This window comes from Burkholderia sp. BCC0419, from assembly GCF_902830285.1.
Classification (GTDB): domain Bacteria; phylum Pseudomonadota; class Gammaproteobacteria; order Burkholderiales; family Burkholderiaceae; genus Burkholderia.
Map to the genome: position 1 here is coordinate 61127 of NZ_CADESR010000016.1, position 25189 is coordinate 86315.

26 protein-coding genes are annotated in these 25189 nt (G+C 69.2%); 13 read left to right on the forward strand and 13 right to left on the reverse strand.

Annotation, left to right across the window (positions count from 1 at the left end; all coding sequences use genetic code 11):
- Window positions 1-73: 73 nt before the first annotated feature.
- Window positions 74-559, reverse strand: a complete 486-nt coding sequence (locus HWW87_RS36215; protein ID WP_006482217.1) for a YajQ family cyclic di-GMP-binding protein — start codon at window positions 557-559, stop codon at window positions 74-76.
- Between the two features lie 136 nt (window positions 560-695).
- On the opposite strand from HWW87_RS36215, the gene murB reads away from it, so the two are divergent.
- Window positions 696-1745: a UDP-N-acetylmuramate dehydrogenase gene (gene murB, locus HWW87_RS36220; protein WP_175824290.1), complete on the forward strand. Its 1050-nt coding sequence runs from the start codon at window positions 696-698 to the stop codon at window positions 1743-1745.
- An 88-nt stretch (window positions 1746-1833) separates the two neighbouring features.
- Here murB and argF read toward each other — a convergent pair whose 3' ends face one another.
- Window positions 1834-2763, reverse strand: coding sequence for an ornithine carbamoyltransferase (gene argF / locus HWW87_RS36225; RefSeq protein ID WP_174433794.1), 930 nt, complete (start codon window positions 2761-2763; stop codon window positions 1834-1836).
- A gap of 412 nt (window positions 2764-3175) precedes the next feature.
- On the opposite strand from argF, the gene HWW87_RS36230 reads away from it, so the two are divergent.
- On the forward strand, window positions 3176-3496 hold the full coding sequence (locus HWW87_RS36230) for a DUF3579 domain-containing protein (RefSeq protein ID WP_048245154.1): 321 nt from the start codon (window positions 3176-3178) through the stop codon (window positions 3494-3496).
- A gap of 156 nt (window positions 3497-3652) precedes the next feature.
- Here the strand turns inward: HWW87_RS36230 and rpsT are convergent, their stop codons facing one another.
- Window positions 3653-3925: a 30S ribosomal protein S20 gene (rpsT, locus tag HWW87_RS36235; RefSeq protein WP_121859527.1), complete on the reverse strand. Its 273-nt coding sequence runs from the start codon at window positions 3923-3925 to the stop codon at window positions 3653-3655.
- Between the two features lie 304 nt (window positions 3926-4229).
- Here rpsT and murJ point away from each other — a divergent pair, with 304 nt between their 5' ends.
- Both murJ and HWW87_RS36245 read left to right on the forward strand, forming a co-directional pair.
- Window positions 4230-5780 carry a murein biosynthesis integral membrane protein MurJ gene (gene murJ / locus HWW87_RS36240; RefSeq protein WP_174390097.1) on the forward strand — a complete coding sequence of 517 codons (1551 nt, stop codon included), beginning with the start codon at window positions 4230-4232 and terminating at the stop codon, window positions 5778-5780.
- A gap of 8 nt (window positions 5781-5788) precedes the next feature.
- On the forward strand, window positions 5789-6631 hold the full coding sequence (locus HWW87_RS36245) for a SirB1 family protein (RefSeq protein WP_174390096.1): 843 nt from the start codon (window positions 5789-5791) through the stop codon (window positions 6629-6631).
- Window positions 6632-6763: 132 nt separating this feature from the next.
- On the opposite strand, the gene adk is transcribed toward HWW87_RS36245, so the two are convergent.
- The 4 genes from adk to lpxK all read right to left on the reverse strand — a co-directional run bounded on the left by adk (window position 6764) and on the right by lpxK (window position 9754).
- On the reverse strand, window positions 6764-7426 hold the full coding sequence (adk, locus tag HWW87_RS36250; protein WP_175824292.1) for an adenylate kinase: 663 nt from the start codon (window positions 7424-7426) through the stop codon (window positions 6764-6766).
- A gap of 208 nt (window positions 7427-7634) precedes the next feature.
- Window positions 7635-8426: a 3-deoxy-manno-octulosonate cytidylyltransferase gene (kdsB, locus tag HWW87_RS36255; protein WP_174433792.1), complete on the reverse strand. Its 792-nt coding sequence runs from the start codon at window positions 8424-8426 to the stop codon at window positions 7635-7637.
- A gap of 124 nt (window positions 8427-8550) precedes the next feature.
- Complete coding sequence (locus HWW87_RS36260) at window positions 8551-8745, reverse strand: Trm112 family protein (RefSeq protein WP_006482216.1); 195 nt, start codon at window positions 8743-8745, stop codon at window positions 8551-8553.
- A complete protein-coding gene (gene lpxK, locus HWW87_RS36265) occupies window positions 8726-9754 on the reverse strand; it encodes a tetraacyldisaccharide 4'-kinase (RefSeq protein ID WP_175824293.1) in 1029 nt (342 codons plus the stop codon). Before lpxK ends, HWW87_RS36260 begins: the two co-directional genes overlap by 20 nt.
- A gap of 450 nt (window positions 9755-10204) precedes the next feature.
- Here lpxK and xseA point away from each other — a divergent pair, with 450 nt between their 5' ends.
- Both xseA and sodB read left to right on the forward strand, forming a co-directional pair.
- Complete coding sequence (gene xseA / locus HWW87_RS36270; protein ID WP_175824294.1) at window positions 10205-11587, forward strand: exodeoxyribonuclease VII large subunit; 1383 nt, start codon at window positions 10205-10207, stop codon at window positions 11585-11587.
- Between the two features lie 230 nt (window positions 11588-11817).
- Window positions 11818-12396, forward strand: coding sequence for a superoxide dismutase [Fe] (sodB, locus tag HWW87_RS36275; protein WP_174433789.1), 579 nt, complete (start codon window positions 11818-11820; stop codon window positions 12394-12396).
- A gap of 103 nt (window positions 12397-12499) precedes the next feature.
- Here the strand turns inward: sodB and chrA are convergent, their stop codons facing one another.
- Window positions 12500-13711 carry a chromate efflux transporter gene (gene chrA, locus HWW87_RS36280; protein ID WP_175824295.1) on the reverse strand — a complete coding sequence of 404 codons (1212 nt, stop codon included), beginning with the start codon at window positions 13709-13711 and terminating at the stop codon, window positions 12500-12502.
- 106 nt (window positions 13712-13817) lie between these two features.
- Complete coding sequence (locus HWW87_RS36285; protein WP_175824296.1) at window positions 13818-14525, reverse strand: Crp/Fnr family transcriptional regulator; 708 nt, start codon at window positions 14523-14525, stop codon at window positions 13818-13820.
- 81 nt (window positions 14526-14606) lie between these two features.
- Between HWW87_RS36285 and HWW87_RS36290 the strand changes: the two genes are divergently transcribed.
- From HWW87_RS36290 to HWW87_RS36300, 3 genes are all read left to right on the forward strand, one after another.
- Entirely contained in the window at window positions 14607-15131 is a 525-nt protein-coding gene (locus HWW87_RS36290; protein ID WP_175824297.1) for an Mpo1-like protein, read from the forward strand.
- Window positions 15124-16179 carry a 2-dehydropantoate 2-reductase gene (locus HWW87_RS36295; protein ID WP_175824298.1) on the forward strand — a complete coding sequence of 352 codons (1056 nt, stop codon included), beginning with the start codon at window positions 15124-15126 and terminating at the stop codon, window positions 16177-16179. Before HWW87_RS36290 ends, HWW87_RS36295 begins: the two co-directional genes overlap by 8 nt.
- A 91-nt stretch (window positions 16180-16270) precedes the next feature.
- On the forward strand, window positions 16271-16876 hold the full coding sequence (locus HWW87_RS36300) for a methyltransferase domain-containing protein (protein WP_175824299.1): 606 nt from the start codon (window positions 16271-16273) through the stop codon (window positions 16874-16876).
- 19 nt (window positions 16877-16895) lie between these two features.
- Here HWW87_RS36300 and HWW87_RS36305 read toward each other — a convergent pair whose 3' ends face one another.
- Window positions 16896-18170, reverse strand: coding sequence for an EAL domain-containing protein (locus HWW87_RS36305; RefSeq protein WP_174390087.1), 1275 nt, complete (start codon window positions 18168-18170; stop codon window positions 16896-16898).
- Between the two features lie 168 nt (window positions 18171-18338).
- Window positions 18339-19775, reverse strand: coding sequence for a multidrug transporter subunit MdtD (mdtD, locus tag HWW87_RS36310; protein WP_034208205.1), 1437 nt, complete (start codon window positions 19773-19775; stop codon window positions 18339-18341).
- Window positions 19776-20001: 226 nt separating this feature from the next.
- Between mdtD and HWW87_RS36315 the strand changes: the two genes are divergently transcribed.
- Window positions 20002-20325 carry a DUF2917 domain-containing protein gene (locus tag HWW87_RS36315; protein ID WP_175824300.1) on the forward strand — a complete coding sequence of 108 codons (324 nt, stop codon included), beginning with the start codon at window positions 20002-20004 and terminating at the stop codon, window positions 20323-20325.
- Here the strand turns inward: HWW87_RS36315 and HWW87_RS36320 are convergent.
- Window positions 20298-21530 carry a citrate/2-methylcitrate synthase gene (locus HWW87_RS36320; RefSeq protein WP_175824301.1) on the reverse strand — a complete coding sequence of 411 codons (1233 nt, stop codon included), beginning with the start codon at window positions 21528-21530 and terminating at the stop codon, window positions 20298-20300. The genes HWW87_RS36315 and HWW87_RS36320 overlap by 28 nt on opposite strands.
- Before the next feature lie 140 nt (window positions 21531-21670).
- Between HWW87_RS36320 and HWW87_RS36325 the strand changes: the two genes are divergently transcribed.
- On the forward strand, window positions 21671-23062 hold the full coding sequence (locus tag HWW87_RS36325; RefSeq protein WP_175824302.1) for a CoA transferase: 1392 nt from the start codon (window positions 21671-21673) through the stop codon (window positions 23060-23062).
- Between the two features lie 21 nt (window positions 23063-23083).
- Here HWW87_RS36325 and HWW87_RS36330 read toward each other — a convergent pair whose 3' ends face one another.
- The gene (locus HWW87_RS36330) at window positions 23084-23830 is read right to left on the reverse strand and encodes a GntR family transcriptional regulator (RefSeq protein WP_006489667.1); all 747 of its coding nucleotides are present in this window, start codon (window positions 23828-23830) and stop codon (window positions 23084-23086) included.
- Between the two features lie 166 nt (window positions 23831-23996).
- Between HWW87_RS36330 and HWW87_RS36335 the strand changes: the two genes are divergently transcribed.
- Together HWW87_RS36335 and HWW87_RS36340 are read left to right on the forward strand one after the other, a co-directional pair.
- On the forward strand, window positions 23997-24842 hold the full coding sequence (locus tag HWW87_RS36335; RefSeq protein WP_175824303.1) for an aldo/keto reductase: 846 nt from the start codon (window positions 23997-23999) through the stop codon (window positions 24840-24842).
- A gap of 60 nt (window positions 24843-24902) precedes the next feature.
- Window positions 24903-25189, forward strand: a 287-nt coding sequence (locus tag HWW87_RS36340; protein WP_175824304.1) for a hypothetical protein, incomplete at its 3' end; no start/stop codon positions are given.

Consider the following 25189-nt stretch of genomic DNA (forward strand, 5'->3'; position numbering starts at 1 on the left):
GCGGCGCTTGCCGCGCGCCGGGCGCGCCGCATAGGCGGGGCCCGGCCGGATGACGCGACGGGCCGGCGGCCGGTCAGTCGCGGAAGTTGTTGAAGTCGAGCGGCGTGTCGGTCACGTCCTTGCGCAGCATCGCGATCGTGCTTTGCAGGTCGTCGCGCTTCGTGCCCGAGATGCGCACCGCGTCGCCCTGGATGCTCGCCTGCACCTTGATCTTGCTGTCCTTCACGAGGCGCACGATCTTCTTCGCGAGGTCGCCCGTCACGCCTTTCTTCACGGTGACGATCTGCTTGACCTTGTCGCCGCCGATCTTCTCGACCTTGCCGTAGTCGAGGAAGCGCACGTCGACGTTGCGCTTGGCCAGCTTGCCGATCAGCACGTCCTTGACCTGGCCGAGCTTGAAATCGTCGTCGGCGAACAGCGTCAGCTCGCGTTCCTTCTGCTCGACGCGTGCGTCGGAGCCCTTGAAGTCGAAGCGCGTCGAAATTTCCTTGTTCGACTGCTCGATGGCGTTCTTCACTTCGATCATGTTCGCTTCGGAAACGACGTCGAACGATGGCATGGCATTCTCCCTTGAGATGCGGGCACCCGGCTCGCGCGCGGGCACTCGCTATAATTGCGGACTGTTTGCCATTTTACCGATGCCCTTCCGTTTGCCCAAGGCCGGCCATGCGCCGCCCGGGCTGACGTGACCGCGAATGCCGATGCCTCCTGACGATTCCGCCCTGTCGCTGCTTCCCGACCATCCGCTCGCCGCGCACAACACGTTCGGCATCGCCGCGCGCGCGCGCTTCGCCGCGCGCATCACGCAGGCGGCGCAGTTCGAGGCGCTGCATCGCGACCCGCGGGTCGCGAGCCTGCCGCAGCTCGTGCTCGGCGGCGGCAGCAATATCGTGTTCACGCGCGATTTCGACGGCGTCGTGCTGCTCGACGAGATCGCCGGCCGCCGCGTCGTGCGCGAGGACGACGACGCGTGGTACGTCGAGGCCGGCGGCGGCGAGAACTGGCACGCGTTCGTCGCGTGGACGCTCGAGCACGGGATGCCGGGCCTCGAGAATCTCGCGCTGATCCCGGGCACCGTCGGCGCCGCGCCGATCCAGAACATCGGCGCGTACGGCCTCGAGATGAAGGCGTATTTCGATTCGCTGGTCGCGGTCGAGCTGGCGACGGGGCGCCGCGAGCGTTTCGACGCCGCGCGCTGCGCGTTCGGCTATCGCGACAGTTTCTTCAAGCGGGAAGGGCGCGGCCGGTTCGCGATCGTCGCGGTGACGTTCCGGCTGCCGAAGCAATGGACGCCGCGGCTCGGCTACGCGGACGTCACGCGCGAGCTCGATGCACGCGGCATCGCGGCCGATGCGGCGACGCCGCGCGACGTGTTCGATGCGGTCGTCGCGATCCGCCGCGCGAAGCTGCCCGATCCGCTGGTGCTCGGCAATGCGGGCAGTTTCTTCAAGAATCCGGTGATCGACGCCGCGCAGTTCGAGGCGCTGCGCGCCCGCGCGCCGGATGTCGTGTCGTATCCGCAGCCGGATGGGCACGTGAAGCTCGCGGCCGGCTGGTTGATCGACCGCTGCGGCTGGAAGGGGCGCGCGCTGGGCGCGGCGGCCGTGCACGACCGCCAGGCGCTCGTGCTCGTCAATCGCGGCGGCGCGACGGGCGCCGAGGTGCTTGCGCTGGCGCGGGCGATCCAGGCTGACGTGCGCGCGCGGTTCGGCGTCGAGCTGGAGGCGGAGCCGGTCTGCCTGTAACGCAGCGCGCACGCCGGTTTCGGCGCATCCAAACGAAAAGCGCCGATCGTTCGACCGGCGCTTTTTTACGCGGGTGCGTTGCGGCGCGTCAGTGCTTGAGGCGACCGAGCAGCAGGAACTCCATCAGCGCCTTCTGCACGTGCAGGCGGTTTTCCGCCTCGTCCCACACGACGCTCTGCGGGCCGTCGATCACGCCGGCCGTCACTTCCTCGCCGCGGTGCGCGGGCAGGCAGTGCATGAAGAGGGCGTCCGGATTCGCGTGGCCCATCATTTCCTCGTCGACGCACCAGTCGGCAAACGCCTGCATGCGTGCTTCGTTCTCGGCTTCGAACCCCATGCTCGTCCACACGTCGGTCGTCACGAGATCGGCGCCCTTGCACGCTTCGTTCGGATCGTCGAACACCTCGTAGAACGGCGCGCTGTCGGGCGACACGAGCTTCATGTCGAGCGCATAGCCGGGCGGCGTCGACAGGCGCAGCTTGAAGCCGAGGATCTGCGCGGCTTCGATCCACGTGTAGAGCATGTTGTTCGCGTCGCCGACCCACGCGACGGTCTTGCCGGCGATCGGGCCGCGGTGTTCGTAGTACGTGAAGATGTCCGCGAGCACCTGGCACGGGTGGTAGTCGTTGGTCAGGCCGTTGATCACCGGCACGCGGGAGTTCTGCGCGAAGCGAGTGATCACGTCCTGCTCGAACGTCCGGATCATGATGATGTCGACCATCCGCGAGATGACCTGCGCGGAATCCTCGACGGGTTCGCCGCGGCCGAGCTGCGTGTCGCGCGTGCTCATGAAGACGGCGTGGCCGCCGAGCTGGAAGATCCCCGCCTCGAACGACAGGCGCGTGCGCGTCGAGCTCTTCTCGAAGATCATCGCGAGCGTGCGGTCGTGCAGCGGGTGGTAGGTCTCGTAGTTCTTGAACTTGCGCTTCAGGATACCCGTGCGTTCGAGCACGTACTCGTAGTCTTCCAGCGAGAAATCCTTGAACTGCAGGTAGTGACGAATGGTTTTGGCGGTCATGAAACGAAATACGGCGGGTTTCACCCGGCAGCGAGGCCGGACGGCGCCGCCGTCGGGTGTGGATAACTCAAAGCAGCATAAAGGATTTTCTGTGCTTTGACGAGCCGTGGAGCGACGCGGGACAGGATCGTCGCGCGCGGCTGGCGGTGCGGGAAGGCAGGCGTCGGGACGACGCGCGATGGCGCGCTGCGGTATAATCCAAAAGTTTTCTCCAGCCCGGCAGGCAAGGCTTTTCGCGCTCTGCCGGACACAAGCCGTGCGCTGCACAAATCCGGTGCAGTCCACCGGCGGCGCGCATCGACGCTCCGTTTTCGGGATATCGATCGGCTCGTGCCGCCGACCCTCCAGCTTTGTGTTCGCGTATCCAGGCGCCGTTGCCTGGACATCGCCGGGCCGTCACTTGGGTAACCACATGGCTGAAACCCCTCCGACCGAATTTTTCATCCAGGGCATCACGAAAGACGGGAAAAAGTTTCGCCCGAGCGACTGGTCGGAACGTCTGGCCGGTGTGATGGCCTGCTTCGGGCCGGGGGCGAGCGGGCCGAATGCGCGTCTCAAGTATTCGCTGTACGTGCGCCCGACGATGCTCGGCGACCTGAAATGCGTGATCCTCGATTCGCGGTTGCGCGACATCGAGCCGATGGCTTTCGATTTCGTGCTGAATTTCGCGAAGGACAACAACCTCGTCGTGACCGAGGCGTGTGAACTGCCGGATTACAGCGCGAAGAAGTGAGTGATGCCGACGGGCGAGGGTGCGTGCCGCGCCCGCCCGGGCAAATGCCGCTGCCGCGCATGATGCGCCGGCGACAGGCAACAAAAAAGCCCGCCTAGGCGGGCTTTTTTGCGATCGCAGGAAACAGGAGCGCCCGCGCGAGCGGGCGCACCGGAGTTACGCTGCTGCCTGCACGCCTTTGACGGCTGCGGCCAGGCGGCTCTTGCTGCGAGCGGCCTTGTTCTTGTGAACGATCTTCTTGTCGGCGATCGTGTCGATCGTCTTCACGGCAGCCTTGAACAGCTCGGCAGCCTTTGCCTGGTCGCCGGCTTCAACAGCCTTGCGAACCGACTTGATCGCGGTACGGAATTTCGAGCGCAGCGCCGAGTTGTGCGAGTTTGCCTTCGCGGCCTGGCGGGCGCGCTTGCGTGCTTGTGCGGAGTTAGCCATGACGGTTCCTTATCCTGTCCTGTTTCCAGAGCTTGGAGCCTGACGGCCAAGCGCTGCTTTTCGATCCGTCCCCTGAGAACGATTGCCCAGGGGCGCATAAAAAAACGGTGAGTTTAACCGAGGCCGGGACATGAAAACGGCAGTTGCCGTGCATGTACGAGCCCAGAAACCGGCGATTATAACAACAAAATCAAGCGAGTGGCAAGTTCAACGTAACGCCCGCCGGATGGGGCGCCGGCGGCGGGTGCGCTTTTCGGCATCGGCCGGTGGCCGCGTCGCGCAACGTCCGTATAATAAGCGCCCCATGAATCTATTCCGAGCCCTGCTGACGGTCAGCGGCTTCACGCTGCTGTCGCGCGTGACCGGACTGGCCCGCGAGACGCTGATCGCCCGTGCGTTCGGCGCCAGTCAATACACCGACGCGTTCTACGTCGCCTTCCGTATCCCGAACCTGCTGCGCCGCCTGTCCGCCGAAGGCGCGTTCTCGCAGGCGTTCGTGCCGATCCTCGCCGAGTTCAAGAACCAGCAGGGGCACGATGCGACGAAGGCGCTCGTCGACGCGATGTCCACCGTGCTCGCGTGGGCGCTGGCCGTGCTGTCGGTCGTCGGCATCGCCGGCGCGTCGTGGGTCGTGTTCGCGGTCGCGTCCGGCCTGCACAGCGACGGCCAGGCGTTCCCGCTCGCGGTCACGATGACGCGGATCATGTTCCCGTACATCGTGTTCATTTCGCTGACCACGCTCGCCTCCGGCGTGCTGAACACGTACAAGAGCTTCTCGCTGCCCGCGTTCGCGCCGGTGCTGCTCAACGTCGCGTTCATCGCCGCGGCCGTGTTCGTCGCGCCGCACCTGAAGGTGCCGGTCTACGCGCTCGCGTGGGCCGTCATCGTCGGCGGCGTGCTGCAGTTTCTCGTGCAGCTGCCGGGCCTGAAGAAGATCGACATGGTGCCGCTGATCGGCGTCAACCCGCTGCGCGCGCTGCGTCATCCGGGTGTGAAGCGCGTGCTCGCGAAGATGGTGCCCGCGACGTTCGCGGTGTCCGTCGCGCAATTGTCGCTGATCATCAACACCAACATCGCGTCGCGGCTCGGGCAGGGGGCGGTGTCGTGGATCAATTACGCCGACCGCCTGATGGAATTCCCGACGGCGCTGCTCGGCGTCGCGCTCGGCACGATCCTGCTGCCGAGCCTGTCGAAGGCGCACGTCGACGCCGATTCGCACGAATATTCGGCGCTGCTCGACTGGGGGCTGCGCGTCACGTTCCTGCTCGCGGCGCCGAGCGCGCTCGCGCTGTTCTTCTTCGCGACGCCGCTCACCGCGACGCTGTTCAACTACGGCAAGTTCGACGCGCATACCGTCACGATGGTCGCGCGCGCGCTCGCGACCTACGGGATCGGCCTCGTCGGCATCATCCTGATCAAGATCCTCGCGCCGGGCTTCTATGCGAAGCAGGACATCAAGACGCCGGTGAAGATCGCGATCGGCGTGCTCATCGTCACGCAGCTCTCGAACTACGTGTTCGTGCCGCTGCTCGGTGCTGCGGGCCTCACGCTGAGCATCGGCGTCGGCGCGTGCCTGAATTCGCTGCTGCTGTTCCTCGGGCTGCGCAAGCGCGGCATCTACCAGCCGTCGCCGGGCTGGCTGCGCTTCTTCGTGCAGCTCGTCGGCGCGGCGCTCGTGCTCGCGGGCCTGATGCACTGGTGCGCGATCAGTTTCGACTGGACCGGGATGCGTGCGCAGCCGCTCGATCGCATTGCGCTGATGGCTGCGTGCCTCGTGCTGTTTGCTGCACTATATTTCGGTATGTTGTGGGTGATGGGCTTCAAATACGCTTATTTCAGAAGGCGCGCCAAGTGACGACCGCAATGACCCGCGTCCTCGACTACTTCAGCACGCTCGTGGCGGACGACGACAGTCTGCCCGTCACGGAAGCCGCGCTGTCGCTGGCGCAGGACGCGTATCCCGACCTCGACCTGCAGGGCACGCTGGCCGAACTCGACATGCTGGCGGCGCGGCTGCGCCGGCGGCTCGCCGACGATACGGACCTGAAGGGCCGCGTCGCCGCGCTGACCGACTTCTTCTTCCGCGAGCTTGGGTTCGCGTGCAATCACAACGATTACTACGACCCCGATAACAGCCACCTGAACGCCGTGCTGAAACGGCGGCGCGGGATCCCGATCTCGCTGTCGGTGCTGTACCTGGAGCTCGCCGAGCAGATCGGCGTGCCGGCGCGCGGCGTCTCGTTCCCCGGCCATTTCCTGCTGCGCGTGACGCTGCCGGACGGCGACCTGATCATCGATCCGACCAACGGCCATTCGCTGTCCGAAGCCGAGATGGTCGAGATGCTCGAGCCGTACGTCGCGCGTGCCGCCGGCGCCGTCGACAGCGCGTTGCGCGCGCTGCTGCAGCCCGCGACGAGCCGCGAGATCATCGCGCGGATGCTGCGCAACCTGAAGACGATCTATCTGCAGACGGAACGCTGGCAGCGGCTGCTCGCGGTGCAGCAGCGGCTCGTGATCCTGTTGCCCGAGCAGCTCGACGAGGTGCGCGACCGCGGCTTCGCGTATGCGCGGCTCGACTACCTGCGTCCCGCGCTCGAGGATCTCGAGCAGTATCTCGGCGAGCGGCCGGAGGCGGAAGACGCGACCGTCGTCGAGTCGCAGGTCAGTGAATTGCGGCAGCGGATGCAGCGCGACGGCGAGGATTGAGTCGCCAGCGCACCGCTGCTCGCACACGGAAAAAACGCCCGCATCGCGGGCGTTTTTCTTGCGCGCGCCAATCGCGGCAGGCGAAAAAAAAGCCGCCCGGAACGGGCGGCTTGCGGGTGCGCGACGCGCTGCTTACTTCAGTGCGCCAAACGCGCGCTCGCGGATTTCGTCGACGGTGCCGAGGCCCGAGATCTTGCGATACTGCGGCGCCTTCAGACCGTTTTCCTCGCCACGCTGCGACCAGTCGCCGTAGTACGTGATCAGCGGCTTGGTCTGCGCTTCGTACACTTCGAGACGCTTTTTGACAGTTTCTTCCTTGTCGTCGTCGCGCTGGATCAGCGGTTCGCCCGTCACGTCGTCGTGACCTTCGACCTTCGGCGGGTTGAACTTGACGTGGTACGTGCGCCCCGATGCCGGGTGCGTGCGGCGGCCGCTCATGCGCTCGATGATTTCCGAGAACGGGACGTCGATCTCGAGCACGTAGTCGATCGCGACGCCGGCTTCCTTCATCGCGTCAGCCTGCGCGATCGTGCGCGGGAAGCCGTCGAACAGATAGCCGTTCGCGCAGTCGGATTCCTTCAGGCGTTCCTTGACGAGGCCGATGATCAGCGCGTCCGGCACGAGCTTGCCGGCGTCCATGTAGCCCTTCGCCTCGACGCCGAGCGGCGTGCCGGCCTTCACGGCCGCGCGCAGCATGTCGCCCGTCGAGATTTGCGGAATCCCGAATTTTTCCTTGATGAAGTTTGCCTGGGTGCCCTTTCCCGCGCCGGGCGCGCCCAACAGGATCAAACGCATGGTGATATCTCCAAGTATGTAGATTCGTGTGGCGAGACACAAAGGCGTCGGCGACAGCGGGCGCGGGGCTTGCCCGGCGCGCGGCGGACCGGTCTGATGCGGCGCGTCGGCTTGGGCGACGCGCGGCTGCCGGCAGGGCCACGGGTGGGGTCAAGCGAGGACGCGCTGGTCGCGGACGGCTCGCACAATCGCCTGATTATGCCACGGGTTATTTTGAACCCGGCTGAAAAAGGGCCTGCACGCGCGCGAGATCGGCCGGCGTGTCGATGCCGGCTTCGGGCGCGGACGCGGTGATCAGCACCGCGATGCGCTCGCCGTGCCACAGCGCGCGCAGCTGTTCGAGCTGCTCGGCTTGTTCGATCGGCGCCTGCGCGAGCGACGGATAGGTGCGCAGAAAACGCGCGCGATACGCATAGAGGCCGATGTGCCGATAGACCGGGAAAGCCGGTGCTGGCATGGCTGCGACGTTGGGCCAGTGCGGCTGGTAGGCGTCGCGGCTCCACGGAATCGGCGCGCGCGAGAAGTACAGCGCGACGCTCTGCGCGTCGAGCGCGACCTTCACGACGTTCGGGTTGAACACGTCGGCCGCATCGTGGATCGGATGGGCCGCGGTCGCGATCGCGCAGGCCGGATGCGCGGCCAGGTGCGACGCTACGTCGCGCACGAGCACGGGGTCGATCAGCGGCTCGTCGCCCTGCACGTTGACGACGACGGTGTCGTCGCGCCAGCCGAAGGCCGCCGCGACTTCCGCGAGCCGGTCGGTGCCGGACGGATGGTCGGCTCGCGTGAGCACCGCTTCGAAGCCGTGGTCGCGTGCCGCGTCGAGCACGCTTTGCGCGTCGGATGCGACGAGCACCTGCTGCGCGCCCGCCTCGCGCGCGCGCTCGGCGACACGCACGACCATCGGCTTGCCGCCGAGATCGGCGAGCGGCTTGTTCGGGAGCCGCGTCGACGCGAGCCGGGCGGGAATGACGGCGATGAAGGGTGGCGGGTGAGTCATCGGGGAGCGCTGAGAAGGACGGGGCGGGCGACGCCGGAAGCCGGTCGCCCGGCGGAGTGCGGCGACCCGGCCGGGGCCGGGCCGCCAGTGTCGAATCGGTGCGCCGGGCGAGCGGCGCGGCGGTTCAGCGGCCGGCCGGGTCGACCGGCGTACCTTCGACGGTCTGGCGCGCTTCGTCGACGAGCATCACGGGGATGCCGTCGCGGATCGGGTAGGCGAGCTTGTCCGCGTTGCAGATCAGCTCCTGCGCGGCACGGTCGTAGTGGAGCGGGCCTTTGCAGATAGGGCACACAATGATTTCAAGCAGGCGAGCGTCCACGGAGTTTCTCCACAACGAGGGCAATGAGGCGAGGGTCGAGCGCGGCTTCGACGGGGACAACCCACAGTCGGGCGTCGCGCCAGGAAGCGCCCAATTTTACTGCATCCTTCTCGGTGATCAGGATCGCATCGACGGCATCGTCGACGAACGGATTGTCGGCGAACGCGTAATGGTCGGGCAGCGCGCGGGTCGCCGGCGCGAGGCCGGCCGCGCGCAGCGTCGCGAAGAAGCGTTCCGGCGCACCGATGCCGGCCGCGGCGAGCACGCGCTCGTTCGCGAATTGCGACAGCGGGCGGCGCAGCGCGGGCTGGTCGAGATGCCACGCGGCGCCCGGCGTCAGCGCGAGCGCGTAGGTGTCGGGCCACGGCGGCAGCGCGCCGCTGTACGGGTCGTTGACGAGCGTCGCGTCACGGTGCCGCGACAGCGGCTCGCGCAGCGGCCCGGCCGGCAGCAGGAAGCCGTTGCCGCCGAGCCGGTGGTCGAATACGACGAGTTCGATGGTGCGCGCGAGGCGGTAGTGTTGGAGGCCGTCGTCGCTGACGATCACGTCGACGTCCGGATGCGCGGCGCGCAGCGCCTGCGCGGCCGCGACGCGGTCCGGGCACACCCACACGGGCGCGCCGGTGCGGCGCGCGATCAGCAGCGGTTCGTCGCCGGCCGCGCCCGCGCGCGACGCCGGCGTGACGGCGGTCGGCGCCTTCACGTTCGCGCCGTAGCCGCGCGACACGACGCCGGGCGTGAAGCCGGCCGCGCGCAGCGCGTCGACGAGCGCGATCACGGTCGGCGTCTTGCCGGTGCCGCCGACGGTCACGTTGCCGACCACGACCACCGGCACGCCGACATCGACCGGCTGCTTCCAGCCTTGCGCGTAAGCGGTGCGCCGCAGCGCCGCGCACAGGCCGAACACGCATGCGAACGGCGTGAGCGCCCACGCGAGCGCGCCGCGCCGCTGCCATTCGCGTGTCAGGCGCGCTTCGAGTCGCGCGAGCGGGCCGCCGGGCGCGCTCATCGGGCCGGGCGCGGCGCGTCGTGCGCCGCGGCGGGGGACGGATTCGTCAAGGCGGATTCTCCGTTGGGCGGCGCATGCCGCAGGGTCGGTGGAAGGCGGCACTCTAGCGCGCCGCACGCCGGCGCGGCAAGCGCGACCGGCCGCCGAAGCTCGCGGGGCCGGATCGCGGCGGCCTGTGGATAACTCTGTGAAAAACTCCCCGGTCGATTGCCTCAAACGCCCGTCCGGCGGGCATCGAATCGGATGAGAATCATTTCGAAAGGTTTAAAAAATTATAAAAATCAACGCGTTACGAGGAATCGTCTGGTTTTTTTAGCGGTTTCCGAGCGTTTTACGCGGACGAATGCCAGAGTGTGGACACCTTTCCGTGCACGGCGGCGAATGCGGCGGTGCTGGACGCCGCGCGCGTGTCGGACTATCGTGACGCCGCCTGCATTCATCCGACCGCCCATGCTTTCCGATTCTCCTTTTTCCGCCCCCGGCGCCACGCGCGGCGGCGACGAAGTGATTCCCGTTTCGGCGCTCAATCGTGCGATTTCGACGATGCTCGAGCGTTCGTTTCCGCTGCTGTGGATTTCCGGCGAAGTGTCGAATTTCACGCGCGCCGCGAGCGGCCACTGGTATTTCTCGATCAAGGACCAGCAGGCGCAGATGCGCTGCGTGATGTTCCGCGGCCGTGCCCAATACGCGGAATTCACGCCGCGCGAAGGCGACCGCATCGAGGTGCGCGCGGTCGTCACGATGTACGAGCCGCGCGGCGAAGTGCAGCTCAACGTCGAAGCTGTGCGGCGCACCGGGCAGGGGCGCCTGTACGAGGCGTTCCTGCGGCTGAAGGCGCAGCTCGAAGGCGAGGGCCTGTTCGCCCCCGAGCGCAAGCGGCCGTTGCCGGCCCACCCGCGCGCGATCGGCATCGTCACGTCGCTGCAGGCCGCCGCGCTGCGCGACGTGCTGACGACGCTCGCCCGGCGCGCGCCGCATATTCCGGTGATCGTCTATCCGGCGCCCGTGCAGGGCGCCGGTTCCGCCGACAAGCTCGTCGCGGCCGTCGTGACCGCGAATGCGCGGCGCGAGGTCGACGTGCTGCTGGTCTGTCGCGGCGGCGGCTCGATCGAGGATCTGTGGTCGTTCAACGACGAAGCGCTGGCGCGCGCGATCGCGGCGAGCGAGCTGCCGGTCGTCAGCGGCGTCGGGCACGAAACCGATTTCACGATCGCGGACTTCGCGGCCGACCTGCGCGCGCCGACACCGACCGGCGCGGCCGAGCTCGCGAGCCCGCAGCGCGCGCTGCTGCTGCGCGAGGTCGACGAGCGCCAGCGCGCGCTCGCGCGCGGCATGGCGCGCCGGCTCGAACAGCGCGCGCAGCAGCTCGACTGGCTCGCACGCCGGCTCGTGAGCCCGGCCGAGCGGCTGCAGCGGCAGCGCACGCACGTCGAGCAGCTCGCGGTGCGGCTGGCGTCGGCAGCATCGCGGCCGGTGCGCGATGCACGTGCGCGTTTCGCGCTCGCGCAGCTGCGCTGGCAGCGCGCGCGGCCCGATCCGTCACAGGCGCGCCACGTGCTCGCGGGGCTGTCGCAACGCCTCGCGGTCGCATTGCAGCGCCGTCACGAACGCGACACGGCGCGTGTGTCAGCCTGTGCGGCACGGCTCGAGGTGCTGAGCCCGCAGCGCACGCTCGAGCGCGGCTATGCGGCGCTGATCGATGCGCAGACGGGCCGCGCGGTGCGCGCGCCGAACGCGCTGAAGCCGCAGCGGCGCCTGACCGTGCATCTCGCCGAAGGCTCGGCGGACGTGTCGCTCGCCGACGTGCAGCCGCGGCTGACCGATACGATCTGACGTAAGCGGCGCGAGCGAAACGCGAGGAACGTCGCAACGCGTGCGACGCGGCCGGGCACGAATGCTGCGCGTCGTCGGGTTGGTTCTGCCGGACGTTGCGCCAGCATCGCTTTTTCGCATACCGCGGATAAATGGCCCGTGAGTTTGCGGGGTTATTCGTCCTCGCCTACAATCGGACGCTCGGCAGCATTCAACACAAGCCCCCCTACATACTCAACGAAGGAATCGCCATGGCTCATACGCTCCCGCCGCTCCCGTACGCTGAAGACGCACTCGCGCCGACCATCTCGCTCGAGACGATCCAGTACCACTACGGCAAGCATCATCAGGCTTATGTGACGAACCTGAACAATCTGATCCCGGGCACGGAATTCGAAAACCTGCCGCTGGAAGAGATCATCAAGAAGTCGTCGGGCGGCATCTTCAACAACGCCGCGCAAATCTGGAATCACACGTTCTTCTGGAACAGCCTGTCGCCGAACGGCGGCGGCGCACCGACGGGCGCGCTGGGCGATGCGATCAACGCGAAGTGGGGTTCGTACGACGCGTTCAAGGAAGCGTTCACGAAGGCCGCAGTCGGCACGTTTGGTTCGGGCTGGGCATGGCTCGTGAAGAAGGCTGACGGTTCGCTCGACATCGTGTCGACGAGCAACGCAGCCACGCCGCTGACGACCGCCGACAAGGCGCTGCTGACGATCGACGTGTGGGAACACGCGTACTACATCGACTACCGCAACGCCCGTCCGAAGTTCGTCGAAGCGTTCTGGAACATCGTGAACTGGGACTTCGCAGCGAAGAACTTCGCGTAAGTCCGGCGCCTGCGCGCCGCCACGGCGCGCGGCATCGAAAAAAGCCCTCGTTTCGAGGGCTTTTTGTTTTTGGTCCCGCTCCGAACGTGCCGCGTCGGCCGGATCAGCCGGCCATGCCGAGCAGCCAGCCGAGCGTCGCGCTCGCGATCACGACGGCCCACGGCGGCACGCGCCAGAACACCAGCGCGACGAAGGCGACCAGTGCGGCGGCCAGGTCGCGCGGCGCGACGATCGTGTCGGTCCAGACCGGATGATAGAGCGCGGCGAGCAGCAGCCCGACGACGGCCGCGTTCACGCCGGCGAGCGCGGCCTGCATCTGCGCGCTGCGGCGCAGGCGCTCCCAGAACGGCGCGGTGCCGGCGACGAGCAGGAACGACGGCGCGAAGATCGACACGAGTGCGATCGTGCCGCCGAGCCAGCCGTTCGGCGCATCGCGCAGCGACGCACCGAGGAATGCCGAGAACGTGAACAGCGGCCCTGGCACCGCCTGCGCGACCCCATACCCGGCGAGAAACGCCGAATCGCCGACCCAGCCGGGCGCGACCACCGCCGCCTGCAGCAGCGGCAGCACCACATGGCCGCCGCCGAACACGAGCGCGCCCGTGCGGAAGAACGCATCGACGACGGCGAGCGTATCGGAGCGCAGCGCGCGGGCCGCGAACGGCAGCGCGACGAGCAGCGCCGCGAACACTGCGAGCCACAGCACCCCTGCGCGGCGCGATACGTGCAGCGGCAACGGTTCGTGCGCGTCGCGCGCCGGTTGCGGCAGCAGGACGAGACCGGTCGCCCCGGCCGCGACGATCACCGCGATTTGCGTCCAGGCGGCCGGCGCGAGCAGCGCGACACATGCGGCTGCGGCCATCAGCGTGACGCGCCGCGCATCCGGACACAGCGTGCGCGCCATGCCCCACACGGCTTGCGCGATCACCGCGACCGACACGATGCGCAGCCCGTGCAGCGCGCCGGCTTCGATCGGCGCGCCCGTTGCATGAACGCCGAGCGCGAACAGCATCATCAGCAGCGCCGACGGCAGCGTGAAACCGAGCCATGCGGCGAACATGCCGGCATAGCCGGCACGCGCGAGACCGATCGCCATCCCGACCTGGCTGCTCGCCGGTCCCGGCAGGAACTGGCACAGCCCGACGAGATCGGCATAGGTGCGCTCGGTGAGCCAGCCGCGCCGCGTGACGAATTCCGCGCGAAAGTAGCCGAGATGCGCGACCGGCCCCCCGAACGACGTGAGGCCGAGCCGCAGGAACGCGATGAATACGGGCCACGGATGACGGGCGGGGGCGGGGAGAGTCGACGTATTCAAGGCGGTGCGCGCGGCGGACGGAACGAGCCGCCACGATAGCGCAACTCGGCGGCCGCGGGCTGCGCGTAGCGCGCCGATAGAGGTGATCGAGACCGTTGTGCGGCGTTCAGTACGTGCCGTCGCCGAGCCCGCTCGCGCGGCGCAACGCGTCGATGTCCACGAGCTCGATCTCGCCGACGTGCAGCCGCACGACGCCGTCGGCCTGCAGCGCCTTCAGCAACTGGTTGGTGGTCTGCCGCGTCAGCGACAGCATCGACGCGAGCGTTTCCTGCGACAGCCGGATGTGCGTGCGCCCGGCGCTGATGCCGCCGTAGCCTTCGGCGATCATCAGCAGTCGCGCGGCGAGCCGCTGCGCGGCCGGCATCACGCTCATCGACTCGACCGTCAGGAAGCTCAGGCGCAGCTTTTGCGCCATCAGCAGCGCGAACTGCCGCCAGTATTGCGGCGTCGTATCGAGGATCGCGAGCAGCGCGGCCTGCGGCACGTGCAGCAGCAGCGCGTCGTCGAGCGCGATCGCGTCGTGCGTGCGCGGCTGGCCATCGAACAACGCGATCTCGCCGAACCAGGTGACGGGCTCGGCTACCGTCAGCAGCGCTTCCTTGCCCTGCGGATCGACCGCCCCTATCGTCAGTGAACCGGCCAGTACCGCGTACAGCCCGCACGGCGGGTCGCCGCGCCGGAACAGCGCGTGGCCGGCCGGCAGACGGCGCAGCGTCGCGCGGGCGATCAGCTCCACGCGCAGCGCGGGCGGCAGCGCGGCGAACCACGGGTTCGCTTCGATCTGCGGCAGGTACGGGGCGAGCGAGGCAGGCATGGGCACGCGATGTCGGGTAGCTGACAGAGGTTCTCGGGCGTGACGCGCATCATAGCGCTCAATAACCGATCAGGAGACGCGATGAAAACCCTCGAAGACCATCTTTCCCAGTATGCGGCCTACCATCGCGACGCGCGCAACATCGCGACGCATCTGGTCGGCATCCCGATGATCGTGTTCGCGGTCGAGGTGTTGCTGTCGCGGCCGGCGATCGGGGCGCTGGCCGGTATCGCGCTGTCGCCGGCGCTGCTGCTTGCCGTCGTGTCCGCGGTGTTCTACCTGCGTCTCGACCTGCGGTTCGGGATCGTGATGACCGTGCTGCTCGCGCTCGGCCTGTGGGCCGCGCAGTCGCTGGCGCTGCTGCCGACCGTGCAATGGCTCGCGATCGGTATCGGCGCGTTCGTCGTCGGCTGGATCGTGCAGTTCGTCGGGCACTGGTTCGAAGGCCACAAGCCCGCGTTCGTCGACGATCTGGTCGGCCTGATCGTCGGGCCGCTGTTCGTCGTCGCCGAGGTCGCGTTCTTCGCGGGGCTGCGCGGCGACGTGCGCCGCGAAGTCGAGCGGCGCGCGGGCCCCGTGCATGGCGGCGCGCATTCGCATGTCTGATGGGCCGGCCGGGCCGGTCTGCGTGTTCGGCGCGGGGGCGGTCGGCTGCTATCTCGGCGGCCGTCTCGCGGCGGGCGGCGCGCACGTGACGCTCGTCGGCCGCGCTCGGATCGGCGACGCGATTCGTCTGCACGGGCTCACGCTGACCGATCAGCGCGGCTATCGCGCGGCGCTCGCGCCGGCCGATGTCGGATTCTCGACCGATCCGGCCGCGGCGGCCGACGCCCGGCTCGTGCTCGTCGCGGTGAAGTCGGCCGCCACGCGCGAGGTTGCTGCGCAACTGGCCGGCGTGCTGCGGCCCGGCACGATCGTGATCAGCTTCCAGAACGGCCTGCATAACGCCGACACGCTGCGCGACGCGCTACCGCAAGCGACCGTGCTGGCCGGCATGGTGCCGTTCAACGTGATCGAGCGCGGGCCCGGCGCGTTTCACCAGGGTTCGGCCGGTACGCTCGCGGCCGACGCGTCGCCCGCGCTGCGGTCGTTCACCGGCCTGTTCGCGCGCGCCGGATTGCCGCTCGTGCTGCATCGCGACATGCGCGCCGTGCAGTGGGCGAAGCTGCTGCTCAACCTGAACAACGCGATCAATGCGCTCGCGAACCTGCCGCTGCGCGACGAACTCGCCCAACGCACGTACCGGCGCTGCGTCGCATTGGCCCAGCGCGAGGCGCTGCACTGGCTCGCGCGGGCCGCGATCCGGCCTGCGCGGTTGACGCCGCTGCCGGCCGCCTGGATCCCGGCCGTGCTCGATCTGCCCGATGCGGCTTTTCGCGTGCTCGGCGGCCGGATGCTCGCGATCGATCCGTTGGCGCGCTCGTCGATGTCCGACGATCTCGCGGCGCGCCGCGCGACGGAAGTAGACTGGATCAACGGTGAAATCGTGCGGCTGGCCGGGCGCTTCGGTGCGCCGGCGCCGGTCAATGCGCGACTGTGCGCGCTCGTCCACGACGCGGAAAGCGCGGCGGCGCGCCCGGCGTGGCGCGGCGATGCGCTGTGGGCCGACCTGGCCGCGCAGGCGCCGCGTGCGGGCCACGCGCCGGCCGCGTAGGCCAGCGTCGCACCCTCCGCCGGCGGCGCGGGCCGTGCGCAACGGCTAAGATGCGGAGTGCGTCATACGACGCCTTTGCGGAGCAAGCGCCATGGTGGATCGCCCGACTCTCGATGCCTACGAGGCCCATGCCGCGCAATACGCGCAGGACTGGCTCGACCAGGCTGCGCCCGACGACATGTACGCGTTGCTCGAACAGCATTTTTCGCCAGGACTGACCGCCGACGTCGGCTGTGGCGCGGGGCGCGACACGGCCTGGCTCGCGTCGCGCGGCTTCGACGTGCGCGGCTACGACGCGAGCGCCGCGCTGCTCGACGAGGCGCGGCGGCGCCATCCGGGCCTGACCTTCGAGCTGGCCGCGTTGCCGGCGCTGGCCGGCGTACCGTCCGGCGCGTTTCGCAACGTGCTGTGCGAAACGGTCGTCATGCATCTCGAACAGGCGGACGCAGCGGCCGCCGTCGCGCGGCTGGCCGATCTGCTGATGCCGGGCGGCACGCTGTACCTGAGCTGGCGGGTGGCCGGAAACGGCACGTTGCGCGACGAGCGTGGCCGCCTCTATACGTCGCTCGACTCGGCGCGGATGCGCGCGGCGCTGGGCGCCGGCGTGCACGTGATCGACGAACACGAGGTCGTCAGCGCGTCGTCCGGCAAGCACGTGCACCGGCTGATCGTGCGCAAGGCGGGCGGCGACGCATGAACGCGGCGCGCTGTCGGGTTCACTCACGGCTGAGCGCCGCTTCCCAGTTGATGTCGACGCAGAGCACCTGCATGCCCGTCGCGGCCGGGGCGGCGATCGACGCGGTCACGCACAGGTGCGCCTCGTTGATCGACAGGTAGGGCGGCGTCAGGTGCACGCCGCCCGGCGCGCGCATCGCGTCGATGAAGTACGGGCGGCGTTCCCAGCTCGCGCCTTCGGAATGCAGCAGCGGCCGGAAGCGCTTCGCGCGTTGCGACACGCTGCCGCGCGCGAGCACGTTGTCGCCGATCTGGCGGCCCGACGCGTCGAGCAGGAAGCAGCGCGCGGTCTCGGGCAACCCGAGCACGGCGGCCGCCGCATCGGTGAGCGATTCGCCCGCGCCGAGCTTGCGGCTCGCTTCCTCGAGCGCGGCGACGTACGGCGCGAGCCGTTCCGCCTGCGTGCGCTCGCGCTGCGCGACGCGCAGCCGCAGCGCGGCCGACAGCGTATCCATGCAGCCCGCGGCGGCCTGCGGCTGCACGGGATCGACGCTCGGCCCCGCGAAGTACTGGCCCTGCACGAAATCGACGTCGCATTCGAGCGCGATCAGTGCGTCGCGTTCGGTCGCGAGCCCGCCCATCAGCACGAGCTGGCCGGATTCGTGCAGCAGCGACACGAGCCCCGGCAGCACGCGTTCGAGATGCGAGTGCTCGCTCGCCTGCGCGAGGATGCCGCGGTCGAGCGTGACGATGTCGGGATGCAGATGCCACACGCGATCGATGTTCGAATGCTTCGCGCCGAACCCGACGAGCGCGATCAGGAAGCCGGCCTTGCGCAGCCCGTCGATGATCGCCGCATAGCGCGGCGTCTCGCCGCCGGCCTGCTCGGGCACCTCGAGCACCACGCGGTGCGGCGGCAGCCCGAGCGCCTTCAGGTTCGCGAGCAGCGCGTCGCCGTAGATGGTGTCCATCAGCGCGGCCGGATGCAGGCTCAGGAAGAGCCATTCGTCGTGGCTGTCGAACGCGTGGAAGTTACCGAGATGCAGCGATTCGGCGAGCCGGCCGAGCTCGAGCAGGTCGCCGCGCCGCGCCGCCTGCGTGAACACCTCGTGCGACGCCACCTGGCGGCTTTCCTCGTCGTGCGCGCGCAGCGACGCGTGATAGCCGATCGCGCGCCGGTGCGACACCGAGAAAACGGGCTGGAACACGCTGAACACGGTGTAGCCGCCGTACAGCACGGTGCGCCGGTTCCCGTCGTCGCCGGCGACCGGGCGGGGCGGCTGAAAGCCGGGGGGATCGATTTCGATCATGCTCATGATGTCGGCCGAAGGAAGACTCCCAGTTTACCTTCAGAACAGGCGAGCAAGAAGCATGCACGGCGGGGCGCCGCGTGCGGCCGCCCGTCGCGGTCGGCACGCGCACGCATGCCGGGCCGCGTTGCACCGCGATGGTGCGCGCTGGTCCGATTCGGCGCGCGCCGCGCGTCACGCGCGCTCGGACGGGTCGGTCTTGCGCGCGGTGCTGCGGATCTCCGGCGCGAGCTGCGCGAAGATCCACGCGGACGCGGCCGTGATGATCCCGACGCAGATGAACGTCGCATGGAACGCCGGCAGCGTGTTGCTCGGCGTCACGGTGCGCAGCATGCCGGTGAACGTCGCGAGCAGCGCGCCGGCGACCGTGACGCCGAGGCTCATCGACAGCATCTGCACGAGCGAGAACAGGCTGTTGCCGCTGCTCGCGCCGCCGGTGCCGAGATCCTTCAGCGTCAGCGTGTTCATCGCGGTGAACTGCATCGAGTTGAAGCCGCCGAACAGCGCGAGATGCACGACCTTCACCCACACCGGCACCGTGTCGCGCATCAGCGCGAAGCTCGCCATCATCACGCCGACCATGATCGTGTTCGCGAGCAGCACCTTGCGGTAGCCGTGCCGCGTGATCAGGCGCGTGATGATCCGCTTCGAGAACATGCCGGCCGCCGCGACCGGCAGCATCATCAGCCCGGCCTCGAACGCCGAGTAGCCGAGGCTCACCTGCAGCAGCAGCGGGATCAGGTACGGCATCGCGCCGCTGCCGATCCGCGCGAACAGGTTGCCGAGCAGCCCGACGCTGAACGTGTGGATCTTGAACAGCTCGAGCGAGAAGATCGGCTGCGGCGCGCGCACCGCGTACAGCCCGTACGCGACGAAGCACGCGAGGCTCAGGATCAGCAGCACCAGCACGGCCGCATGCTGCATGCCGAGATCGGCGAGCCCGTCGAGCGACAGCGAGATCGCGACCATCCCGATCGTCAGCAGCAGATAGCCTTTCAGGTCGAAGCGGCCGGCGGCCGGGTTGCGCGAATCGGGCATCGAATAGAAGGTCGCGATGCAGCCCGCGACGCCGACCGGCACGTTGATCAGGAAGATCCAGTGCCACGACGCGATCTTCACGAGCCAGCCGCCGAGCGTCGGCCCGATCAGCGGGCCGATCAGGCCAGGAATCGCGACGAACGACAGCGCGGGCAGGTAGCGCTCGGCCGGGAACGTGCGCAGCACCGCGAGCCGCCCGACCGGCAGCAGCATCGCGCCGCCGACGCCCTGCACGACGCGGAACGCGACGAGCTGCGTCAGCGTATGGGCGTTCGCGCACAGCAGCGAGCCGAGCGAGAACACCAGGATCGCGCTGAAGAACACGCGCCGCGTGCCGAACGTGTCGGCGAGCCAGCCCGATACCGGGATCATCACCGCCATCGTCAGCGAGTACGCGATCACGACCGATTGCATCCGCAGCGGCGATTCGCCGAGGCTCGCGGCCATCGACGGCAGCGCCGTGTTGACGATCGTCGCGTCGAGCGTCTGCATGAAGAAGCCCGTCGCAACGAGCCAGAGCATCACGGTGAGGTTCTTTTCGCCGGGAGCGGCGGCAGGCGGGCGTTGGAACATGACGGCAGGGGTGGTGGCGCGGGACAGCCGACATTGTAGGGAAAGCCGCCGCGCCGTGCAGGTTCGGCGCTATGTCATGTGGCCCCGCCCGGCCGGGCGGCCGGACGCCTGTCTCCGTCGGGCGGCCAGTACAGTTCAGCCGAAAGTGTCTGCGGCCGTATCTGTCCGTGTGCCGCCGCTATCCGAAATACTGGTGGCATCGAATCCGTGCGACCAGGAGGCTGCCATGCGCGAACTGCGACTTTACGTGATGGACGGCGACGAGCCGGCCGGACGGTGGCGGATCGTCGATCGCACGCTGCTCGAGGTGGCCGACGGCGACGTGTGGGTAACCGTCGAGGGCCGACCCGACGATCATTGGCTGGGCGCGGGCGCATCGCTGACGTTGCTGCCCGGCACGCGCGCGTGGGTCAGCGCCGGGCCGCGCGGCGCGACGTTCGCGTTCGGCCCGCTCGCGGCGCCGGCCGCGCGCACCGCGTCCGCATGGTGGCGCCCGTTCGCCGCGTGGCGCGACGGCCGGCGTCACGCGGCCGCGTCGCTGCCGACGTAGCGCGCCCGCGGGCGGATCAGTTTCCCGTCCGCGTACTGTTCGAACGCATGCGCGATCCAGCCGGCCGTGCGGCCGGCCGCGAACAGCGTGAACGCCGCGCCGTCGGGCAGCGCGAGCGTGCGCGCCAGCGCCGCGAGCGCGAAATCGATCGTCGGCCGCAGGCCCGTCGCCGCTTCGACGCGCGCGGCCAGCGCGCGCGCCATGCGCAGCGCTGGTCGCTCGGGCGCCGCCGCGTGCAGCGCATCGAGCAGCGCCCGCGCGCGCGGGTCGCCGTCGGGGTACAGCGGGTGCGCGAAGCCGGACAGGGCCGTGCGGCCGCCGTCCGCGCGTTCGTCGTGCGCCAGCCGCAGCGCGAGGTAGCGATCGAGATCGGCGGCGCGGGCGGCTTCGTCGAGCAGCGTGCCGGCGCGGAACGTCTCGCCGCCGTGGCGCGGCCCCGACAGCGCCGCGAGCCCGCCCGAGATCGCGCCGAACAGATGGGTGCCGGTCGACGCAATGCAGCGCACCGAGAAGGTCGACGGATTCAGTTCGTGATCGGCGCACAGCACGAGCGCACGCCGCAGCAGGTCGGCCTCATTGCGCCGTCGCACGCGCCACGCGGCCGCGAGCTGGCGGTGCACGGGTGCGTCGCCCGGCGCAATGCCGGCGAGCGCGGCCGTCGCGACGCGCAGCAGCAGCGCCGCGGAATCGAGCTGGGCGTCGCGCCCCTGCGCCCACAGGCGCGGCAGCGACGCGGCGGCGGCCGGCAGCAGCACCAGCGCCCGTTCGAGCGGCGCGAGATGCGCCCAGCGACGCGCCCAGTCGTCCCACTGCGCCGCATCGAAACCGGTCGATGCGAGCGACGTGGCGGCCAGCCGCGCGGGCGGACAGTCCCACAGCCGCGCGGCCGTTTCCTCGAGTGTCGCCGCATCGGCCAGCGCGATCGCATCGGCGCCGCGGTAGCGCAGGCGGCCGTCGGCGATCTGCGTGATTCGCGATTCCAATACCGGCACGCCCCAGTCGAGCGAACGTTCGGCGACGCCGCCCGCGCGCTTCGCGTCGGCGCGGCGGCGCGCGAGCAGGCGCACCTCGTTTGCGTCGTAGCGGCGGCGCTTGGTCGCGCCGTCGGGCAGCGAGCGCAGCAGGCCGCGGCTCACGTACGCGTAAAGGGTGCTCACGCTGACGCCGAGCATGCCGGCGGCTTCCTGCGCACTGACGGACATCATGCCGGTTGCTCCTGTCGCCGCGCATGAAGCGCGGGCCCGCTACAACTATTCGTTATGTATTGATTCGCGTAATCAAGATTGATCGTGCCTGTCGCGAATTCTAGACTCGATTCCGTCTCCTCAACGGCGTCTCCTTCACCATGACACCCGAATTCGCATTGGCGCATCTTTGGCAACTCGCAGACGGCGAGCGCGACGCGCTGGCCCGCACGACCGTGACCGGGCAGGACCCGACGTTGCCGTCGACGTTTCATGTCGGCACGCTTGCCGCCGCGACGATCGCCGCAGCCGGGCTCGCGGCAGCCGAATGCCATCGGCTGCGAACGGGCGTGGCGCAATCGGTCGACGTGTCGGTGCGCGACGCGCTCGTGGCGTTCCGCAGCGAACGCTACCTGCGCGTGGACGACGGGCCGCCGCCGGAGTTGCGCCATCCGGTGACCGGCTTCTTCGAGACGGGCGACGGACGCTGGATTCAGCTGCACGCGAATTTCCCGCATCACCTGCACGGCATTCTCGACGTGCTCGGCTGCGGCTCGCAGCCCGCCGACGTCGCCGCGGCGATCCATACGTGGGACGGCGCGGCACTCGATACCGCGCTGGCCGACGCCGGCCTCTGCGCGGCATTGATCAGAACCCCTGACGAATGGGCGGCGCACGAGCAGGCGCGCGCGATCGCGTCGCTGCCGCTGTTCGAGATCGAGCGGATCGGCGACGCGCCGGCCGAGCCGATCGGCCGCGGCGAGGCCGGCCAGCCGCTGGCCGGCGTGCGCGTGCTCGATCTCACGCGCATCATCGCGGGGCCGGTCGCCGGCCGCACGCTGGCGTCGCACGGCGCGCAGACGCTGCTCGTCAACGGTCCGCACCTGCCGAACATCGCGCCGCTCGTGATCGACAACGGGCGCGGCAAGCGCTCGACGTGGATCGATCTGCGCGACGCGGCAGGCGTCGATACGCTGCACGCTCTGGCGCGCGATGCGGACGTGTTCCTGCAGTCGTACCGGCCCGGCGCGCTCGAGGCGCGCGGCTTCACGCCGCAGGCCCTGGCGGCGCGGCGGCCCGGCATCGTCTACGTGTCGGTGTCGGCGTACGGGCATGCAGGGCCGTGGGCGAAGCGGCGCGGGTTCGACAGCCTCGTGCAGTCGGCGAGCGGAATCGCATGGCAGGAGCAGCAGGCCGCGCAGGCGAGCGGGCCGCGCCATCTGCCGTGCCAGGCGCTCGATCATGCAACGGGGTATCTCGCCGCGTTCGGCGCGATGATCGCGCTCGCCCGGCGGGCGCGCGAAGGGGGAAGCTGGCACGTGCGGATGTCGCTCGCGCAGACGGGGCGCTGGCTGCAGTCGTTCGGCGCGGTGCCGGACGGGCTGCACGCGCCTGATCTCGCGTTGGCCGACGTGCGCGACCGGATCGACCGCATCGCGTCGCCGTTCGGCGTGCTCGACACCGTGCGGCCGGCCGAGCGGTTGTCGGCGACGCCGCCGTCGTTCGCGCGGCCGCCCGTGCCGCTCGGCACCGACGACGCACGCTGGCTGTGAGGGCCGGCGACGCGCGTCGCGTTACTTGCGCAGTTCGACGACGAAATCGTAGTAGTCGTTGCGGCAGTAGGTATCGGTCAGTTCGATCGCGCGCTGGTCGGACGTATAGCCGATCCGCGTGATCAACAGCAGTGCGTCGTGCGGGGCGATGCCCATCTGTTCGGCGATCTCGTCGGTCGCGTTGACCGCGCGGAAGTGCTGCAGCGCGCGCACGATCGGCGTGCCGCGCGCTTCGAGATAGCTGTACAGCGAGCCGACGATCGCCTGCGGATCGGGAATCAGCGTCGCGGGGAACGTCGAGTTCTCGACGGCCATCACGATGCCGTCGGCAAGACGCAGGCGTTTCAGGCGCGTAACCGATGCGGCCGGCGACAGTCCGAGCTGGATCACTTCGTCGCGGTTCGCGGGCTGGATTTCGCGCGCGAGCCACTGCGAGCTCGGCTTGAAGCCGCGGCGCTCGAGCATTTCGCTGAAGCTCGACAGCCGCGACAGCGGATCCTCGTAGCGCGGCTGGATGAAGTTGCCCGCGCCCTGCGTGCGGCGGATCAAGCCTTGCTCGACGAGCAGCGCGATCGCCTTGCGCGCGGTGATGCGCGACACGCCGAGCGCTTCGGACAACACACGCTCGGAAGGCAGCGCTTCGCCGGCCGTCCAGCGGTTGTCGTGGATCGCATCGCCGAGCTTGCGGGCGAGCTGCAGGTATAGCGGCGTATCGTTGTCGGGGTCGGGGCGCAGGTCCTGCCAGCGGTCGTCCGTGGGTGCCTTCATACAATGGGTATCGATCAGGTTGCGGCCATTCTAAGTCATCATGCCGCGCCGTTATAGCCGGTTTTTGCCGTGTAATAGGCCGGGGGCGCACCGATTGACTACACTGATGCGTCGTATCCGATGCTTCGGCCGCGGTGTGCGGCCACGAATCCGCGACGAGGAACGCATGACAGACACGATCGCCACGGTCGTTTTGCCGAACGGCGAGACGATTCCGAAGCTGGGCCTGGGCACCTGGGAAATGGGCGAGCGGCCGGCGCGGCGCGCGGACGAGATCGCCGCGCTGCGCGAGGGTGTCGAGCTCGGGATGACATTGGTCGATACGGCCGAGATGTATGGCGACGGCGCGACCGAGGAACTGGTCGGCGACGCGCTCGCGGGCCTGCGCGACGACGTGTTTCTTGTCAGCAAGGTCTATCCGCACCATGCAAGCCGGCGCGGCGTCGTCGCCGCGTGCGACGCGAGCCTCAAGCGCCTGCGTACCGATCGCCTCGACCTGTACCTGCTGCACTGGCGCGGTTCGGTGCCGCTCGAGGAAACCGTCGAGGGCTTCGACGCGTTGCAGCGCGCGGGCAAGATCCGCCACTGGGGCGTGAGCAACTTCGATACGGCCGACATGTCCGAACTCGTCGACGAGGCGGGCGGTGGGGCGTGCGCAACCAACCAGATTCTCTACAACATCGCGCGACGCGGCCCGGAATTCGACCTGCTGCCGTGGCTGGCCGACCGTCGGATCCCGGCGATGGCATACAGCCCGGTCGATCACGGGCGGCTGCCGAAACGCTCGCCGCTCGACGAGATCGCGCGGCTGCGCGGCGTGTCGGTGATGCGCGTCGCACTGGCATGGGTGCTCGCGCAGCCCGGTGTATTCGCGATTCCGAAGGCGTCGCGGATCGAACACGTGCGCGACAACCGCGCCGCGCTCGATTTCGTGTTGAGCGATGACGAGCGCGCGCAGCTTGACGCGTATTTCCGTCCGCCGCGCAGCAAGCGCGCGCTCGAGATGCTCTGACCGTATTCGGCCGGGCAACGCGTCGGGTCAGTGGTTGCCGCCGGACGATCCGCCGTTGCCGTGACCGCCACCATTGCCGTTGCCGGTCCCGTGGCCATTGCCGACGCCGTTGGCCCCGCCGTTGCCGGCGCCGCCACTGCCATTGCCGTTACCGTTTCCGCCGCCATTGCCGTGGCCGCCGGTGCCATTGGCGCCGCCGCCGCTTCCGCCGCCGTTACCGTTTCCGCCGCCATTGCCGCCGCCATTACCGTGACCGCCGCCGCCGTCACCATTGCCGCCGCCATTGCCGTGACCGCCACCGCCGTTACCATGGCCGCCGCCGTTACCATGGCCGCCGCCGCCGCCGC

Excerpts from the sequence above, each read along its gene's own strand:
- HWW87_RS36325 (WP_175824302.1), top strand. The coding sequence starts at position 21,671 with ATGACACCCGAATTCGCATTGGCGCATCTTTGGCAACTCGCAGACGGC.
- HWW87_RS36215 (WP_006482217.1), bottom strand. The coding sequence starts at position 559 with ATGCCATCGTTCGACGTCGTTTCCGAAGCGAACATGATCGAAGTGAAG.
- murB (WP_175824290.1), top strand. The coding sequence starts at position 696 with ATGCCGATGCCTCCTGACGATTCCGCCCTGTCGCTGCTTCCCGACCAT.
- sodB (WP_174433789.1), top strand. The coding sequence starts at position 11,818 with ATGGCTCATACGCTCCCGCCGCTCCCGTACGCTGAAGACGCACTCGCG.
- HWW87_RS36290 (WP_175824297.1), top strand. The coding sequence starts at position 14,607 with ATGAAAACCCTCGAAGACCATCTTTCCCAGTATGCGGCCTACCATCGC.
- kdsB (WP_174433792.1), bottom strand. The coding sequence starts at position 8,426 with ATGACTCACCCGCCACCCTTCATCGCCGTCATTCCCGCCCGGCTCGCG.
- HWW87_RS36230 (WP_048245154.1), top strand. The coding sequence starts at position 3,176 with ATGGCTGAAACCCCTCCGACCGAATTTTTCATCCAGGGCATCACGAAA.
- HWW87_RS36320 (WP_175824301.1), bottom strand. The coding sequence starts at position 21,530 with ATGATGTCCGTCAGTGCGCAGGAAGCCGCCGGCATGCTCGGCGTCAGC.
- HWW87_RS36245 (WP_174390096.1), top strand. The coding sequence starts at position 5,789 with ATGACCCGCGTCCTCGACTACTTCAGCACGCTCGTGGCGGACGACGAC.
- rpsT (WP_121859527.1), bottom strand. The coding sequence starts at position 3,925 with ATGGCTAACTCCGCACAAGCACGCAAGCGCGCCCGCCAGGCCGCGAAG.
- HWW87_RS36300 (WP_175824299.1), top strand. The coding sequence starts at position 16,271 with ATGGTGGATCGCCCGACTCTCGATGCCTACGAGGCCCATGCCGCGCAA.
- HWW87_RS36295 (WP_175824298.1), top strand. The coding sequence starts at position 15,124 with ATGTCTGATGGGCCGGCCGGGCCGGTCTGCGTGTTCGGCGCGGGGGCG.
- xseA (WP_175824294.1), top strand. The coding sequence starts at position 10,205 with ATGCTTTCCGATTCTCCTTTTTCCGCCCCCGGCGCCACGCGCGGCGGC.
- mdtD (WP_034208205.1), bottom strand. The coding sequence starts at position 19,775 with ATGTTCCAACGCCCGCCTGCCGCCGCTCCCGGCGAAAAGAACCTCACC.
- HWW87_RS36305 (WP_174390087.1), bottom strand. The coding sequence starts at position 18,170 with ATGAGCATGATCGAAATCGATCCCCCCGGCTTTCAGCCGCCCCGCCCG.
- HWW87_RS36285 (WP_175824296.1), bottom strand. The coding sequence starts at position 14,525 with ATGCCTGCCTCGCTCGCCCCGTACCTGCCGCAGATCGAAGCGAACCCG.
- murJ (WP_174390097.1), top strand. The coding sequence starts at position 4,230 with ATGAATCTATTCCGAGCCCTGCTGACGGTCAGCGGCTTCACGCTGCTG.
- lpxK (WP_175824293.1), bottom strand. The coding sequence starts at position 9,754 with ATGAGCGCGCCCGGCGGCCCGCTCGCGCGACTCGAAGCGCGCCTGACA.
- HWW87_RS36335 (WP_175824303.1), top strand. The coding sequence starts at position 23,997 with ATGACAGACACGATCGCCACGGTCGTTTTGCCGAACGGCGAGACGATT.
- argF (WP_174433794.1), bottom strand. The coding sequence starts at position 2,763 with ATGACCGCCAAAACCATTCGTCACTACCTGCAGTTCAAGGATTTCTCG.
- HWW87_RS36315 (WP_175824300.1), top strand. The coding sequence starts at position 20,002 with ATGCGCGAACTGCGACTTTACGTGATGGACGGCGACGAGCCGGCCGGA.
- adk (WP_175824292.1), bottom strand. The coding sequence starts at position 7,426 with ATGCGTTTGATCCTGTTGGGCGCGCCCGGCGCGGGAAAGGGCACCCAG.
- HWW87_RS36330 (WP_006489667.1), bottom strand. The coding sequence starts at position 23,830 with ATGAAGGCACCCACGGACGACCGCTGGCAGGACCTGCGCCCCGACCCC.